At 72.0% G+C, this 15,543-nt stretch carries 12 protein-coding genes; 10 read left to right on the top strand and 2 right to left on the bottom strand.

What is annotated here, in order from left to right; genetic code table 11:
* Position 1: 1 nt before the first annotated feature.
* Positions 2–1,183, bottom strand: coding sequence for a xylose isomerase (gene xylA, locus ASD11_RS12945; RefSeq protein ID WP_056287732.1), 1,182 nt, complete (start codon positions 1,181–1,183; stop codon positions 2–4).
* Positions 1,184–1,246: 63 nt separating this feature from the next.
* Here xylA and ASD11_RS12940 point away from each other — a divergent pair, with 63 nt between their 5' ends.
* The 10 genes from ASD11_RS12940 to ASD11_RS12895 all read left to right on the top strand — a co-directional run bounded on the left by ASD11_RS12940 (position 1,247) and on the right by ASD11_RS12895 (position 13,745).
* Positions 1,247–2,476 carry an ROK family transcriptional regulator gene (locus ASD11_RS12940; protein WP_082554350.1) on the top strand — a complete coding sequence of 410 codons (1,230 nt, stop codon included), beginning with the start codon at positions 1,247–1,249 and terminating at the stop codon, positions 2,474–2,476.
* A 51-nt stretch (positions 2,477–2,527) separates the two neighbouring features.
* Complete coding sequence (locus ASD11_RS12935; RefSeq protein ID WP_056287730.1) at positions 2,528–3,454, top strand: ATP-binding cassette domain-containing protein; 927 nt, start codon at positions 2,528–2,530, stop codon at positions 3,452–3,454.
* Positions 3,451–4,269 carry an ABC transporter permease gene (locus ASD11_RS12930; RefSeq protein WP_056287727.1) on the top strand — a complete coding sequence of 273 codons (819 nt, stop codon included), beginning with the start codon at positions 3,451–3,453 and terminating at the stop codon, positions 4,267–4,269. Before ASD11_RS12935 ends, ASD11_RS12930 begins: the two co-directional genes overlap by 4 nt.
* 67 nt (positions 4,270–4,336) lie before the next feature.
* On the top strand, positions 4,337–5,635 hold the full coding sequence (locus ASD11_RS12925; RefSeq protein ID WP_056288898.1) for a GAF domain-containing protein: 1,299 nt from the start codon (positions 4,337–4,339) through the stop codon (positions 5,633–5,635).
* Between the two features lie 110 nt (positions 5,636–5,745).
* On the top strand, positions 5,746–7,269 hold the full coding sequence (gene exaC, locus ASD11_RS12920) for an acetaldehyde dehydrogenase ExaC (RefSeq protein WP_056287726.1): 1,524 nt from the start codon (positions 5,746–5,748) through the stop codon (positions 7,267–7,269).
* A 12-nt stretch (positions 7,270–7,281) separates the two neighbouring features.
* Positions 7,282–7,701: a DUF779 domain-containing protein gene (locus ASD11_RS12915; RefSeq protein WP_056287724.1), complete on the top strand. Its 420-nt coding sequence runs from the start codon at positions 7,282–7,284 to the stop codon at positions 7,699–7,701.
* Positions 7,702–7,812: 111 nt separating this feature from the next.
* Positions 7,813–10,146, top strand: coding sequence for a fibrinogen-like YCDxxxxGGGW domain-containing protein (locus ASD11_RS12910; protein WP_056287721.1), 2,334 nt, complete (start codon positions 7,813–7,815; stop codon positions 10,144–10,146).
* Positions 10,143–10,865: a CDP-alcohol phosphatidyltransferase family protein gene (locus ASD11_RS12905; protein ID WP_056287719.1), complete on the top strand. Its 723-nt coding sequence runs from the start codon at positions 10,143–10,145 to the stop codon at positions 10,863–10,865. Before ASD11_RS12910 ends, ASD11_RS12905 begins: the two co-directional genes overlap by 4 nt.
* Entirely contained in the window at positions 10,859–12,241 is a 1,383-nt protein-coding gene (locus ASD11_RS12900; protein ID WP_056287717.1) for a hypothetical protein, read from the top strand. Before ASD11_RS12905 ends, ASD11_RS12900 begins: the two co-directional genes overlap by 7 nt.
* The gene (locus tag ASD11_RS12895) at positions 12,231–13,745 is read left to right on the top strand and encodes a lipopolysaccharide biosynthesis protein (protein WP_056287715.1); all 1,515 of its coding nucleotides are present in this window, start codon (positions 12,231–12,233) and stop codon (positions 13,743–13,745) included. The genes ASD11_RS12900 and ASD11_RS12895 overlap by 11 nt, the downstream gene beginning before the upstream one ends.
* Before the next feature lie 295 nt (positions 13,746–14,040).
* On the opposite strand, the gene ASD11_RS12890 is transcribed toward ASD11_RS12895, so the two are convergent.
* Complete coding sequence (locus tag ASD11_RS12890) at positions 14,041–15,297, bottom strand: hypothetical protein (RefSeq protein ID WP_056287713.1); 1,257 nt, start codon at positions 15,295–15,297, stop codon at positions 14,041–14,043.
* Positions 15,298–15,543: the final 246 nt, after the last annotated feature.

Raw genomic sequence — 15,543 nt, 5'->3', positions numbered from 1 at the left:
GTCAGCCGAGGAGGTGCTCGACGGCGAGCTGCTGCAGCTTCACGAAGCCGAAGTCGCGCTTGGCGGCCTCGTCGGGGTCGAAGCCCTCGTCGTCCGCGAGCAGGCTGGCCGCGGTCTCGCCGGGGGCGAGCGTGGGCTGGGCCAGGTCGAGGACGCCGGCGTACTCGACGGCCTCCTGCACGCGCGGGTCGGCGCGGAAGGCCGTGGCCTTCTCGGCGAGCGCGATGTAGGTGGACATGTTGGCCTTGGCCGACTCCCAGACACCGTCCATGTACTCGGTCCGCGACGGCTTGTAGTCGAAGTGGCGCGGGCCGGTGTACTTGGGCGCGTCGGGGTGGCCCGGGAAGCCGTTCTCGATGAGGTCGACGGTGAAGAACGCCGAGATCAGGTCGCCGTGACCGAAGACGAGGTCCTGGTCGTACTTGAGGCCGCGCTGGCCGTTGAGGTCGATGTGGAAGAGCTTGTCGTGCCACAGGGCCTGGCCGAGCGTGTGCGTGTAGTTGAGGTTGGCCATCTGCTCGTGGCCGGTCTCGGGGTTGAGGCCGACGATGTCGCCGTGCTCCAGCTCGGAGATGAGGGCCAGGGCGTGCCCGGCGGTGGGCAGGAAGATGTCGCCGCGGGGCTCGTTGGGCTTGGGCTCCAGGCCGATGCGCAGTCCGTAGCCGCGCTCCTTGATGTACCCGGCGATCGTGTCGAGGCCCTCCTTGTACCGCTCCATGGCCGAGTACACGTCCTTGGAGCCGTCGTACTCCGAGCCCTCACGGCCGCCCCACATGACGAAGGTCGAGGCGCCCATCTCGGCGGCCAGGTCGACGTTCTGGAGGATCTTGCGCAGGCCGAAGCGGCGGATGCCGCGGTCGTTTGCGGTCAGGCCGCCGTCCTTGAAGACGGGGTGGCTGAACGTGTTGGTGGTGACCATCTCGATCGTGAGGCCGGCCGCGTCGGCGGTCTTCTTGAGCTCGGTGGTGATGCGCTCCTTCGTGGCGTGGTCGGAGCCGAAGGGGAAGACGTCGTCGTCGTGGAACGTGATGCCCCAGGCACCCAGCTCGGCCAGCTTCTCGGTGTACTCGCGCGGGTCGAGCGCCGGGCGCGAGGCCGAGCCGAAGGGGTCGACGCCGGTCCAGCCGACGGTCCAGAGGCCGAAGGAGAAGCGATCCTCGGGGGTGGGCTGACGCACGGGCATGAGAGTCTCCTCAGATAAGTTTGATGGTAGAACTTAAATCGGGTTGTCCGGTACTGTCAACCCATGACGGCCCAGCAGCCCGCCACCGCCGCGGGGCAGACCTCGCCGCGCGGGCGTGCCACCGTGGCGGTGCGCCAGTCGAGCCTGCGCGAGTCCAACCTCGCCGCCCTCGTGGCCGCCGTCTGCGCCAGCGAGGTCCCGCCGTCGCGCGCCGACCTGGCCGCCTCGCTGGGCATCACGCGGGCCACCGCCTCCCGCCTCGCCGACGAGCTGGTGGAGGCCGGACTGCTCGACGAGGTCACGCGGGAGCAGGTAGGTCCCGGACGGCCGGCCCGCCCGCTCGTGCCGGGTGAGCGCGTCGTGGCGCTGGGCCTCTCGGTCGACGTCGACCAGCTCCTCGTGCGGGCCGTCGACCTCCGGGGGCGTCTCGTGGCCGAGCGTGCCGCGCCGCTGCCCGAGGGCGACGCCGGGGCGGTCCTGGCCGGTCTGGCCGAGCTCGCCCGCTCGGTCCGCCAGGGCCTGCGGGGCCGCATCGTCGTGGGCTCCGGGGTCGCCGTGCCGGGTGTCGTGGCCGACCGCCGGCTCCTCGTGCGGGCTCCCAACCTGGGCTGGTCGGAGGTCGACGTCCCGGCGCACCTGCCCACCGTCTCGGGGCGTCGGGCCGTCGTGGGCAACGAGGCCGACCTCGCCGCCGTCGTGGAGGCCGAGCCCGTCCCGGGACGCGCCGGACCCTGGTCGGACTTCGTGCACGTTACGGCCCGCGTCGGCGTCGGCGGCGCCGTCGTGTCGGGCGGGCAGGTCGTGGTGGGGGAGCACGGCGCGGCCGGCGAGCTCGGGCACGTGTGTGTCGACCCCCACGGACCCCGGTGCCCGTGCGGCTCCACCGGTTGTCTCGAGCGCTACGCCGGGCTCGAGGCGCTCGCCGCCGCGTCCGGCCTCGCGCCCGAGCGGGTGGCCACCGACCTGGGCGTCCGTGCGGCCGAGGGCGACCCGCGCTGTGCCGAGGCCCTCGCGATCCTCTCGTGGTCGCTCAGCATCGCGCTCGCCAGCGTGGTGAACGTCGTGGGCATCTCCTCGGTCGTGCTGGGCGGTCACCTCGCGCAGCTGGAGCCGTTCCTGCACGACGACCTCGCCCACCGGCTGCAGCAGCGCGTGCTGGGCTCGCGGTGGGACCCCGTCCGGCTGCGTCCCGCCCTGGCCGACCCCGGCGTCGCGGCCACCGGGGCGGCGTTCCTCGTGCTGGAGGACGTCATCACCTCGCCCGCCACGTGGCTCCCCACCGTGCGGGGGTAGATCCGCCCGGAAGGTCATGCGTCGTACGGGGGTTCGTGACAGGCTGGCCGCATGGCGACCATCGAGGCGACGGGTCTCGGCAAGAGCTACGGCGAGCGCCGTGCCGTCCACGACCTGAGCTTCGTCGTGCGGCCCGGCAGCGTCACCGGGTTCCTCGGCCCCAACGGGTCGGGCAAGTCCACCACGATGCGGCTCATGCTGGGGCTCGACCGCGGTGAGGGCCGCACCACCTTCGACGGCCGGACCTTCGTGGAGCTCGAGCGTCCACTGCTGCACGTGGGGGCGCTGCTCGAGGCCAAGCCGTTCCACCCCACGCGGTCGGCGCGCAACCACCTGCGGATGCTGGCCGCGGCCAACGGCATCCCCGTCTCGCGCGCCGACGAGGTGCTGCGGCTCGTCGGTCTGGAGTCGGTGTCCCGCGGCAAGCCCAAGAAGTTCAGCCTCGGCATGGGTCAGCGCCTGGGGCTCGCCGCCGCCCTGCTCGGAGACCCGCACACCCTCGTGCTCGACGAGCCCAGCAACGGCCTGGATCCGCAAGGCATCACGTGGCTGCGCGAGCTCCTGCGCCACCTCGCCTCCGAGGGGCGCTCGGTGCTGGTCTCGAGCCACCTCCTGCAGGAGATGGCGGTGCTGGCCGACGAGCTGGTCGTCATCGGCCGGGGCCGGCTGCTCGCCAACGGGCGGGTCGAGGACTTCGTGTCGCGCAGCTCGCTCGGAAGCGTCCTGGTCAGCACGCCCGACGCCGCCCTGCTCCTCCCGGCGCTGGAACGCGGCGGAGCCACGGTGGTGCATGCCGACGCGGGCCTCGAGGTGAGAGGCCTCGACGCCGCAGCCATCGGAGACGCTGCCCACGCGGCGGGGGCCCGACTGCACCAGCTCACGACGCAGCACGCCACGCTCGAGGAGGCCTTCCTCGAGGCCACCGGCCTGGACCAGGAGTTCCGCTCGGGCGGTCCCGCGACGGAGGCCCCCGCATGATCGACGCCCTGCGGTACGAGGTCGTCCGCCTCGTCACGATCCGCTCCACGTACTGGCTCATCGGGCTCGCGCTCCTGTTCCAGCTCATCATGTCGATGCTCATCGCCTGGCAGCTGCCGGAGTCCGGTCCGCTGTCCGGTGGCGAGCAGCCGTTCGCCGCGCTCGTCACGATCGGTGCCTCCACGGGCTTCGCGCCGCTGCTGATCGCCTACATCCTCGGCCTGCTCGGGGTCTTCTCCATGGGTCACGAGTACCGGCACGGGATGATCCGGGCCACGCTCACGGCGCTGCCGCGCCGCGGGCACGTGCTCGTGGCCAAGGTCGTCACCACGGCCTTGGTCTCGGCGCTCGCCGCCGTGCTGTGCGTCGTGGCGGGCTGGCTGTCGGCGGTCGTCTTCGCGGTCGGGCTGCCCACCGCCGAGGAGGTCCTGAGCATCACGACGGGGACGGTCGTCTACACCGTCCTCTTCACGCTGTCCGGCCTGGCGTTCGCGCTCGTGCTGCGCAACCAGACGGCGGCGGTGGCGATGCTGCTGCTCGTCCCGACGGTGGGTGAGTCGATCATCAAGGGCGTCGTGGCCGTCATCAAGCTGGCCTCCGACGACCCCGACGGCACCAGCGGCGTGGTCACGATCCTGAAGTTCCTGCCGTACGACGCCGGCGGAAAGATGTACACGAGGCTCAGCCTCAGCAAGGCGCTCGAGTTCCTCGGGTACCGGCCGTTCGACGCCGTGGGCGGCGGGATCGTGCTGGCCGTCTTCGTCGGCCTGCTGCTGGCGCTCGGGTCCTTCCTGTTCCTGCGGCGCGACGCCTGACGTCGAAACTGTTCGGCCGGCCAGGAAGCCACCCTCGGGCGTGAGCCACGTCACGTACACTCGCGCCATGGCTCGTTCCGAGGACCTCGCGGTCCCGCCGGGCGCCGACCCGGCGCTGCTCACGCGCGACCTCCACCGCGCCCACGACGAGTTCGTCGCGTCCGGCCGTGCGCACACGGGTCTGCGCAGCCTGGTCATCGACTCCTGGCAGCGCAGCCTGGCCGGGGGCCTGGATCCCGAGGGCGACCTCCCGCGCATGGGCATCGACCTCGACCTGCTCGACGAGATCCGCAAGGAGCACCCGCTCGCGCTCGGCATGCCCGTCATCCGTCGCCTGCTCGTGGAGTCGGCCACCGACGCCGGCCTGCTCGTCGCGGTGAGCGACGCGGCGGGCCAGCTGCTCTGGGTGGAGGGCTCCTCGGGGCTGCGCTCGCGAGCCGAGGGCATGCACTTCATGGCCGGCGCCGACTGGAGCGAGGCCAGCGCGGGCACCAACGCCCCGGGCACGGCGCTCGCCCTCGACCGGCCCGTGCAGCTGCTCGGTCCCGAGCACCTCGCCCGCCAGGTCACCCCCTGGAGCTGCTCGGCGGCCCCCATCCACGACCCCGACACCGGCGCGGTGCTCGGCGTGCTCGACGTGACCGGCGGGGTGGAGGTCGCCTCGCCCCAGAGCCTCGGTCTCGTGCGGGCCACCGTCGCGGCGGTCGAGGCCGAGCTGCGCATCGCCCGGCTCTCCCCGCCCCAGACCGGCACGGGGAGCAGCATCCACGTCACGAGCGGCTGGTCGGTGCCTCGGCTCGAGGTGCTCGGCACACACGGCGCCACGCTGCACGTCGGAGCGGTCACGTCGCGCCTCAGCCTGCGCCACAGCGAGCTCCTGCTGCTGCTCTCGCGGGCGTCCGACGGGCTCACGTCGGCCGAGCTGGGGCTCGCGCTGAGCGACGACGAGCAGGCTCCCGTCACGATCCGCGCCGAGCTCTCGCGGCTCCGGTCGGCGCTCGGCCCGCTGGAGCTGGAGTCGCGTCCGTACCGCCTGAACCAGGTCGTGCAGTCCGACCTCGAGGTGGTGCGCGAGCACGTCCGGGCCGGCCGCCTGCGCAGCGCCGTCGCCGCCTACCGCGGCCCGGTCCTGCCCGCCTCCACGGCACCGGCGGTCGAGGAGCTGCGCGAGGACCTGCACCTCGAGCTCCGCTCCGCCCTGCTGGCCGGGACCGACGCCGACGCGCTGCTGTCGTTCGCCGACACCCAGCACGGGCGCGAGGACCTGGAGGTCTGGACCCGGGTCCTGCAGATCCTGCCGTTCACCTCGCCGCGGTACGCGCAGGTCGAGGCCCACGTCGCGCGGCTCGACGACCTCTACACCTGAGCCTCGCCGAGGGTCTGCAACGGTGCTGCAGCGCGGTGACAACGTCGTTGCAACGGGGCCGTGACTAGCGTCACAGTCACCCACCGCCCCGACCCCGAGGAGCCTCTCCCATGAGCGTCTTTGCCCAGCCCGGAACCGACGGTTCCGTCGTCTCCTACAAGTCCCGCTACGACCACTGGATCGGCGGCGAGTACGTCGCACCCGTCAAGGGCCAGTACTTCGAGAACATCTCCCCGGTCAACGGCAAGGTCTTCACCGAGATCGCCCGCGGCACGGCCGAGGACATCGAGGCCGCCCTCGACGCCGCCCACGCCGCTGCGCCCGCCTGGGGCAAGACGTCGGTCACCGAACGCTCCACGATCCTGAACCAGATCGCCGACCGCATCGAGCAGAACCTCGAGATGCTCGCCGTCGGCGAGACGTGGGACAACGGCAAGCCGGTCCGCGAGTGCCTCGCCGCCGACCTCCCGCTCGTCGTCGACCACTTCCGCTACTTCGCCGGTGCCATCCGTGCGCAGGAGGGCAGTCTCTCCCAGCTCGACGAGCAGACCGTGGCGTACCACTTCCACGAGCCGCTCGGCGTCGTCGGCCAGATCATCCCGTGGAACTTCCCGCTGCTCATGGCCACCTGGAAGCTCGCCCCGGCGCTCGCCGCGGGCAACTGCGTCGTGCTCAAGCCCGCCGAGCAGACCCCGGCGTCGATCATGCTCCTCATCGAGCTCATCGGTGACCTGCTCCCAGCCGGCGTCGTCAACATCGTCAACGGCTTCGGCGTCGAGGCCGGCGCACCGCTCGCCTCCAGCAGCCGCATCCGCAAGATCGCCTTCACGGGCGAGACCACGACAGGACGTCTGATCGCCCAGTACGCGAGCCAGAACCTGATTCCCGCCACCCTCGAGCTGGGCGGCAAGAGCCCCAACATCTTCTTCGAGGACGTCGCCAGCAAGGACGACGCGTTCTACGACAAGGCGCTCGAGGGCTTCGCGATGTTCGCGCTCAACCAGGGCGAGGTCTGCACCTGCCCGAGCCGCGGACTCATCCAGAACTCGATCCTCGAGCAGTTCCTGCCCGCGGCCACCGAGCGCGTCAAGGCCATCACGCAGGGCAACCCGCTCGACACGGACACCATGATCGGCGCCCAGGCGAGCAACGACCAGCTCGAGAAGATCCTGTCCTACTTCGAGATCGGGGTGCAGGAGGGCGCTCGCATCATCACCGGTGGCGAGCGGGTCGACCTCGGCGGCGACCTGTCGGGCGGCTACTACGTGGCCCCGACGATCTTCCAGGGCCACAACAAGATGCGGATCTTCCAGGAGGAGATCTTCGGTCCGGTCGTCTCGGTCACGGGCTTCGACGACTACGCCGACGCGATCGACATCGCCAACGACACGCTCTACGGCCTCGGCGCCGGCGTGTGGTCGCGCGACTCGAACACGGCGTACAAGGCCGGTCGTGACATCCAGGCCGGGCGCGTGTGGACCAACTGCTACCACCAGTACCCGGCCCACGCGGCCTTCGGTGGCTACAAGTCCTCGGGCATCGGCCGCGAGAACCACAAGATGATGCTCGACCACTACCAGCAGACGAAGAACCTGCTTGTCTCGTACGACGAGAACAAGCTCGGATTCTTCTGAGCCGGTGACCCTGTGACCGAGACGAGCACGACCCCGGCCGGGGACCCGGTCGAGAGGGTGGCGCTGACCCCGGCGGCCGCGGAGCTCCTCCGCGGCCTCCGGGCCTCGCACGACAAGCCGCTCATGTTCCACCAGTCCGGCGGGTGCTGCGACGGCTCGGCCCCCATGTGCTTCACGCAGGGCACGTTCCTCACGGGCCACCAGGACGTGCACCTCGGCGACCTGGAGTACGGGGCACCTGAGGTGGCGCCGGTGTGGATCTCGCGTGAGCAGTTCGGCTACTGGTCGCACACGCACATCACGATCGACGTCGTGCCGGGCCGTGGCGCCGGATTCTCCATCGAGGGACCCACGGGGAACCGTTTCATCATCCGGTCCCGCATCTTCACGGAGGAGGAGACGCAGGCACTGGCCCTCGAGCCCCAGCGCTAGACGGCCGGACAGATCGTCGGTCCGAGCCGCGTCATGAGTGGCCCCTCGGCTCCTCGACATGGGTGAAGGCGCAGCTCCGGCTGCGCACCGCACCCAAGTCGAGGAGCCATCGTGCGCGTCCCCCGCCGCACCGTCACGGCGCTCAGCACCGTCGTCGCCACCCTGGTGGCGACGTTCGCCGTCGCCGTCACAGTCAGCGCGCCTGCCCGCGCAGCCACCGTCACGCCCGACGGCTCGTCGGCCGCGCGCTCCGCAGCGTCGTGCTGGGAGGCCAAGCAGGTGAACCCGGCCGCGGCCAACGGTCAGTACTGGCTCCGGACGCCCACCCTGCAGACCCCCGCCCCGTTCTACTGCGACATGACCACCGACGGCGGTGGATGGGTCCTCGTCGGACGCGGCCGCGACGGGTGGGTCTGGAGCGGCGACGCCCAGGGAACCCCTGCCCAGGTCGCCGGCACCGTCGCCGGCACGGCGGCGTTCGCCCCCCGGCACCTCTCGGACGCCGTGATCGACGGCCTGCTCGACGGCGGACGCGTCGACGCGCTCACCGACGGGATCCGCATCCGCCGCGCCACCGACCCGGCCGGCGACGCGTGGCAGTCCTCGCGCGTCCACACCTCCGCCCGTGACCGCTGGTCGTGGGCGTTCGGCGCGGGCCTGCCGGTGAGCTCGGCCGTCGTCGGCGGCGTCACGGTCCGCGGCACCACCACGCGCGACATCGCAGCGGACTCCGCCTACCGGCGCATCTCCACCTACGAGACGGCCGACAACAGCTGGCTCCGCGGCTTCACCTTCGGTGCCTCGGGCTACGGCACGTCCAGCGCCTCGAGCCACGTCTACTCCACGGTCTCGGGCGGCCGGTACGGCGTCCCGTTCACGCAGGTCTTCATCCGGCCCACGCTGACGACGGCCGGACTCTCCTACCCCGGCATCCCCAGCACGGGCACCACGGCGCAGAAGGCCGTCCCGGTGGCCAGGAGCGGTGCGCTCACCACGTCGTGGGGCGTCACCGGCACCGGTTCCGGCGGGACCGGTGAGCTGGCCACCGAGGTCCAGGCCTTCGCGCAGATCGGCTCCGTCATGTACGTCGGAGGGAACTTCACCACGGTGCAGAAGGGATCCGCCGCCACAGGTGCCGACAAGGTCGCACAGCCCTACCTGGCTGCGTTCGACGTGACCACGGGCGACTGGATCAGCAGCTTCAGACCCAGCGTGAACGGGCAGGTCAAGGCGCTGGCGGCCCTGCCGGACGGACGTCTGGCACTCGGTGGCGAGTTCACCACGGTCGGTGGCCAGGCCCATGCCGGACTCGCGGTCATCAAGCCGGCCACGGCCCAGCCCGACCCCACGTTCGACACACAGGTCGAGAACCGCGTGACGAACGGCAAGGTCTCGGTGCGCGCGCTCGAGGTGTCCAACGGCATGCTCTACGTGGGTGGTGCCTTCACCCACCTGGTGCGTGGCACCTCTGCGGTCTACACCCGCAACGCCGGACGCATCGCCCTGTCCACGCAGCGCGCCGACACCGGCTGGAACCCGTTGCTCAACGGCACGGTCGCCGACCTCGACGTGAGCGACGACGGCACCCGGGCCTACTTCTCGGGCTACTTCACGACGGCCGGAACCATCTCCACCTCACGGGCCGCGGCCATCTCCACCGCGGCGGGTGCCGCGGTGGTGCAGCCGCTGTGGCGCCCCACGTTCAGCACCGCCGGCACGGCCCGCTACCAGCAGGCGGTCCAGCAGGTCGGTCCCTGGGTGTGGCTCGGGGGCTCGCAGCACAGCATGTTCGCCTACGACACCGCGACGTTCGGCCTCAAGGCCGCGCACATCACCAAGTCCGGCGGCGACCTGCAGACCATCACCTCCAACGGCTCCGTCGTCTACGGCGGCTGCCACTGCGGCGACTGGACCTACGAGGGGACGACCGACTACGACTCGCTGACCCCGGGGCAGACCACCGTGAAGTGGAAGCAGGCCGACAAGATCGCGTTCGTCGGAGCCTGGGACGCGGCCACGGGACACGTGCTCCCGCAGTTCGCTCCTCAGTGGAAGGCCCGCAACGGCTACGGCGCGTGGTCCATGACTCTCGCCTCGGACGGCACCCTCTGGACGGGCGGGTCCTTCACGTCGGTCGTGAAGGAGAACGGCTCCAACCAGTGGGTGGGCGGATTCGCCCGCTTCGCGGCCCGGCCCAGCACGCCGCCCGGCGCGCCGTCGGCCGCGTCGGTGCGGCTCACGGGCGCCCAGGCCACCGTGTCCTGGACCGCCGGATCCACGGCGGGCACCACCTACGAGGTGCTGCGGAACGACCGCGTCGTCGCCACCAGCACGGGCACCAGCGTGGCCGTGCCCGACTCGGCGTCCGGCGACCGGTTCTTCGTCCGCGCGAGCGACGGCCAGGGCAACCGCTCGGCCTCCACCCCGGTCGCGACGGCCCCGTGACGTTCACGACCGACGTCCGGAGCGCCTGGGACGACCTCTCGGGCAGCCAGAAGAGCGGAGCGGGTGTGCCGTGGTACATGAGGGTCGTCAACCGTCGCCTGGGCCGTGTGCTCGCGGCCGTCGGTGCTCGGTTGGGACTCGTCCCCGACGCCATGACGGCCCTCAGTGCGCTCGCCTTCGTGGCAGGGGCCGCGCTCTTCGTGGCGCTGCCGCCGTCGTTCGCTGCCGCCGTCGTGGTGGTCCTGCTGCTGCAGCTGGGCTTCGCCCTCGACTCCGCCGACGGCCAGCTCGCCCGTCTGACGGGCCGGGGGTCCGTGGCTGGGGAGTGGCTCGACCACGTCGTCGACGCCGGCCGTTTGCTGCTGTTCCACCTGGCCGTTGGCGCAGCGATCGTGCGTCACACCGAGCTGTCCCTCGCGTGGCTGCTCCTGCCGGCGGTCTTCGGCTGGCTGGCCTCGGTCCGCTTCTTCGCCCAGATCCTGGCCGAGCAGCTGCACCGCGCGGCGCCGGCACAGGAGGTCCCGGCCGCGCCCGAGCCCGTCACGTCGCGTTCCCCGTGGATCCAGCTCCCGGCCGACGCCGGCATCGTCAACGCCGTGCTCCTGCTGTGGCCCTGGACCACGATGTTCCTCCTGGGCTACGGGGCACTCGCCGCCGCCACGGCTCTGCTCACCGTCGCGACCTTCGTGCGCAAGCGCCGCGCGCTCAGGGCGTGGTGAGCACCACGGTCGCCGAGCGGTCCGATCGTCCCACCGTGGCGACCGGGCGAGCGGTCGACCTCCCGGCGTGGCCGGTCCTGGTCATGCTGTGGGGCTTCCCCGTCATGTGGCTCCTCGGCGTCACGGTGATCCCCATGGCCGTGTCCATGACCCTCGTCATGGTGTCCTTCCTCGTGCGCCACCGCGCCGCCGTGGTGGTCCCGGGCGTCGGGGCCTTCGGCGCGTTCGTCCTCTGGACGGTCCCCACGGCACTCATGCTCGACTCGGCCACACGAGCCATGGGCTTCGTGTTCCGCGGCATCATCCTCGTGTTCGTGCTGACGGCGTTCGTCTACACGATCAGTGCGGCCCGCACCCTCACCCGCCGGGCCGTCGTCTCGGGGCTCACCGTCGTGTGGGGCTTCACGATCGTCGGTGGCGTGCTAGGCATGCTGTTCCCCGGGGTCCGCCTCACCACGCCGGTCGGGATGCTGCTGCCCGGCGCGATCGCCGACAACTCCTACGTGCGCGACCTCTTCTTCCCGCCGCTGGCCGAGGTGCAGCACCCGTGGGGCTCTCCCACGGAGTTCGTCCGGCCCTCCGCGCCGTTCCCGTACGCCAACAGCTGGGGCGTCGCGGTGCTGCTCCTCACGCCGGTCGCCGTGGCGTGCTTCATGATGGCCCGCTCGTGGTTCGTGCGGTGCCTCCTGCTGGTGGCCGCGGTCGTGCTGGTGGCACCGGCCGCCGCCACGTCGAACCGAGGGATGTTCGCGGCGCTGGGCCTCTCGGCCGCCTACGTCGTGGTCCGCCTCGCCCTGCGCAACCGGGCCACGCCCGTCATCACCCTCTCCGTCCTGGGGGTGGCGGCCCTGCTGGTGCTCTGGTCCCGAGGGCTCTTCGACCAGATCTCCCAGCGCCAGGAGTACGGCCAGTCCAACGAGGCCCGGTTCACGCTCTACCGCGAGACCGTCGAGCGGACGCTCCAGTCCCCGCTCCTCGGCTTCGGCGCGCCGAGGCCGTCGACCGGCCAGGAGCTGTCGGTGGGAACGCAGGGATACGTCTGGACCCTGATGTTCAGCTACGGGTTCGTCGGGCTCGGGCTCTTCCTGCTCTTCCTGTGGGGCATCACGTGGCGGACGCGAGGCGCGGCGGACGACGTCGACGTCGTGCTGCACTCCGTGCTCGTCGTGGCCAGCCTCGTGATCCTGGTCTACGGCCTCGACATCATGCAGATGCTGTCGCTGGCCCTCGTCGCGGCGGTGCTGGTGCGGCGACGGTACGGGCTGGAGCCCGCGCCACCGCCGGCCCTGCACGGCGGCCCGGGACACGTCCGTCCAGGCCACGACGGTCCAGTCCACGACGGTCCAGGCCGCGACGGTCCGGCCCATGACGACTGAGGTCGCCGGGCCGGGGACGGCCGGCGCCGACCGGTCGCGCGGCGTGGGGGCCGTCGCCCTGGTGAACCTGGCCGCGGGCGGCGTCGGGTCCGTGATGGGGCTGCTCACGGCGGCTCTGATGGGCCGCACCCTGGGGGTCGACGGAGCGGGTGCCTACTTCGTGGTCGTGGCCGCCGCCGTCATCGTGGCCAACGTCGCCGAGCTGGGCGTCGACACCGGACTCGTGCGCTTCGTCGCGGCGGCCCGTGCCACGGGGCGCGACGGCGACGTCGTGGGCCTCGTCCGGTCGGGCACCCGCCCGGTCGCCCTGGTCGGGCTCGGCGTGGTGGTCGTCGGTCTCGTGCTGGGGCTCCTGGGTGTCCATCCGGACGCACTCCCCGGCTGGTCCGTCCCGCTCGTCGCCCTGGGTGCGGCGGCGTCGTCGATGCTCGCCGTCCTCCTCGCGGTCACGCGAGGGCTGGGCGACGCGCTCACCTACCCGGCCCTGCAGAACCTCGCGCTCCCGGTGTCGAGGCTCGTCCTGATGGCCGGCGTGGTGGCGCTCGGCGGCGGCGCGACCGGCGCGGTCCTGGCGTGGAGCCTGCCCGCGCTGGCGGTGCTGCTGGCGGCGGCGGGCCTCGTCCGGCGACGTCTGGGCACTCGTGCTGCTCCGTCGGGTCCCGGGGTGGCAGCACCCCGGCCTCCGACCCGGGAGCTGTGGCGATTCAGCGGGATCCGCGGTGTCTCGGCCGCGGTCGAGGTGCTCCTCGAGTGGGTCGACGTGCTGCTCGTGGGGCTGCTGGCCGGCCCCGCCGAGGCCGGCATCTACGCCGTCGTGACCCGCTGCGTGCGCGCCGGGGAGGTGGTCCAGCAGGCCGCGCGGCTCGTCATCGGCCCCACGGTCAGCGGCGCCTTCGCGCGCGACGACCGAGTCACGGTGCGCCGGGTCTACGGTCTCGTCACGGCCGCCATGATCTGGCTGGCCTGGCCCTTCTACCTCCTGCTCGCGGTCTTCCCCGGCTCGGTGCTGTCGGCGTTCGGCCCCGGCTTCGGCCCGGGTGGCCCGGCGCTCGCGGTGCTGGCCCTCGCCCTGGCGCTGGCCACGGCCGCCGGCGCGGTGCAGACCATCGTGCTCATGGCCGGTCGCAGCCGGTGGCAGCTGATGGACAAGAGCATCGCGCTCGCCGTCCTGGTCCTGCTCGACGTCGTGCTCGTCCCGGCGTGGGGCATCACGGGCGCGGCCGTGGCGTGGGCCGTCTCGATCGTCGTGGACACCGCGCTCGTGGTCTGGCAGGTGCACCAGGGACTCCAGGTCGAGCCGCACGGGCGGCCCATGCTGTGGGCCGCGGGTCTTGCGGTCGGCGCCGTGGCGGTCCCGGCGCTGCTCGTCCGACTGGCCTGGGGCGATCGTCCTGCGGCGATGCTCCTCACGATGGCCGTGCTGGTCCCGGCGTACCTGGCGCTGTCGTGGTCGCTCCGCGAGCGGCTGGGCCTCCCGGCCCTCCTCGCCGAGCGCCGCGCCTGACCCCCGCCCTGGACGAAGGATGAGGGTTCCTGGTCGCGTCGACGACCCCGATCCCTCGTCGTCGGTCCGGGGTGACGATGGGTGAGGGTTTCTGGTCGTGGTGGCGACCCGGATCCCTCATGGTTGTTCGGGGGTGACGATGGATGAGGGTTTCTGGTCGTGGTGGCGACCACCATCCCTCGTCGTTCGTCCCCGCCTGGAGAGTCCGTGGGGAACGACGAGGGGCCGGGGCCGCTGTGGCGACCCCGACCCCTCATCGTTCGTCCAGCCCCCGAGGGCCGGACCGCAGCTCGCGTCAGGCCAGGAGCGAGATCCGCTCGGGGGCCGGGGGGAACAGCACGGCCAGGCTGACGTCGGCCTGCTTGGAGTGCAGCAGCCCGATGAGGCGGCTCAGGTCGCTCGCGTCGTCGGAGGTGGTGCGGGCCAGGACGACGGAGTCGGAGCGCGTGCCGATGGCCACGCGCAGCGCGTCGGAGGACACGAGCGTGGTGTCGATGACGACGATCTCGCCCGACCAGAGGCTGCGCTTGCGGTCGGTGGGCCAGCCGCGGCTGATCTTGCCCTCGTTGACCGCACCGGCGTCGACGAGGCGGGCCGGCTGACCGCGACGGGCCAGGGCGTCGACGAACTCCTGGCCGGGTGCCGGACGACCGGGCGCGGACTCGGAGTCGAGCATGATGAGGAACGGGTCGTCCTCGGGCTGCAGCTGCGGCGTCATGAGCATGAAGGCCGCGATGTCCCACGTCTCGGCGCGGTCGACGTCCTTGGTGCCGTCGAGCACGAGCTCGCGGTTCACGCCGAGGAAGGCGTCGGTGGACGAGATGCCGGTGTCGACCTCGTCCTTGCGCACGAGGGCGACCGGGATGCCGATGAGGAGACCGAGCACGAGGCCGCCCAGGCCGAGGGGGAGGAAGCCGGGGGTGGCCTTGGCGGCGTAGCCGCGCGCCGGGCTGACGACCTCGCCCGGGTCGAGGTCGGCGGCGGTGAGCGCGGCGAGGCGACGGCTGAGCTCGTCGATCTGCACCTGACGCGTGCGGTTGGAACGCAGGGCCCCCAGCTCGTTGATGCGGTCGTCGACCTTCTTGCTCAGGTCGGCAGCGAGGTCGGTGGCGTCCTCCTGGCGGATCGTGAGGTAGGCCGCGGCGACCGCGTCGGCCCCGTCGCCGGCCTTCCTCGCGGAGTCGCCGTGGAAGGTGATGCGCAGCACCTCGGAGTCCGGGGTGGCGCTGACCTCGGTGGCGGACTGGACGTCGGAGGGGCTCACGCCGTCGTGGCGCTCCTCGAGCGACGCCGACGCGACCTCGGCGACGCGCCAGGAGCTGGCGATGGCCGACTCGGTGGCCATGGTGGGCGTGGAGGACCCGTCGTCCGAGGAGTCGTCCAGCACGCGCACGACGACCGACGAGGTGGCGGTGTAGCGGGCTGGGACGACCAGCGCTGCGACGAGTCCCAGGACGAGCCCGATGAGGGCCGCGGCCGCCAGGATGCTGCGGTGTCGGTTGAGCGTGCTGAGCACGTCGGTGAGCTGTGCCGGCTGAGCAGGTGTGCCCATGGATGTGATTCCTCTCGGTCCCCGGGAGCGCCCGGAGTGCCGTGGCGCTTCAGGAGGGGAGAGTCCCGGGGGCCTGGTCCGTGACGCAGGCCTCCAGGGGTGTGGATGAGTGCATCGTCACGTTCGCCGCAGTGCGGCAGGGTGAGAGGGGCCGAACGGCCCGGAACGACGGGGACCACCCGGCACTGTCCACGCAACCGGTTGACGACGAAACTTGTTCACGACGTGTCTTCCGGGTTGTCCCGA

Origin of the sequence: Aeromicrobium sp. Root495, from assembly GCF_001426755.1 — a bacterium.
Lineage (GTDB): Bacteria > Actinomycetota > Actinomycetes > Propionibacteriales > Nocardioidaceae > Aeromicrobium.
Note: the sequence above shows the minus strand (reverse complement) of the source record. Positions and strands in the feature narration are given on the sequence as shown.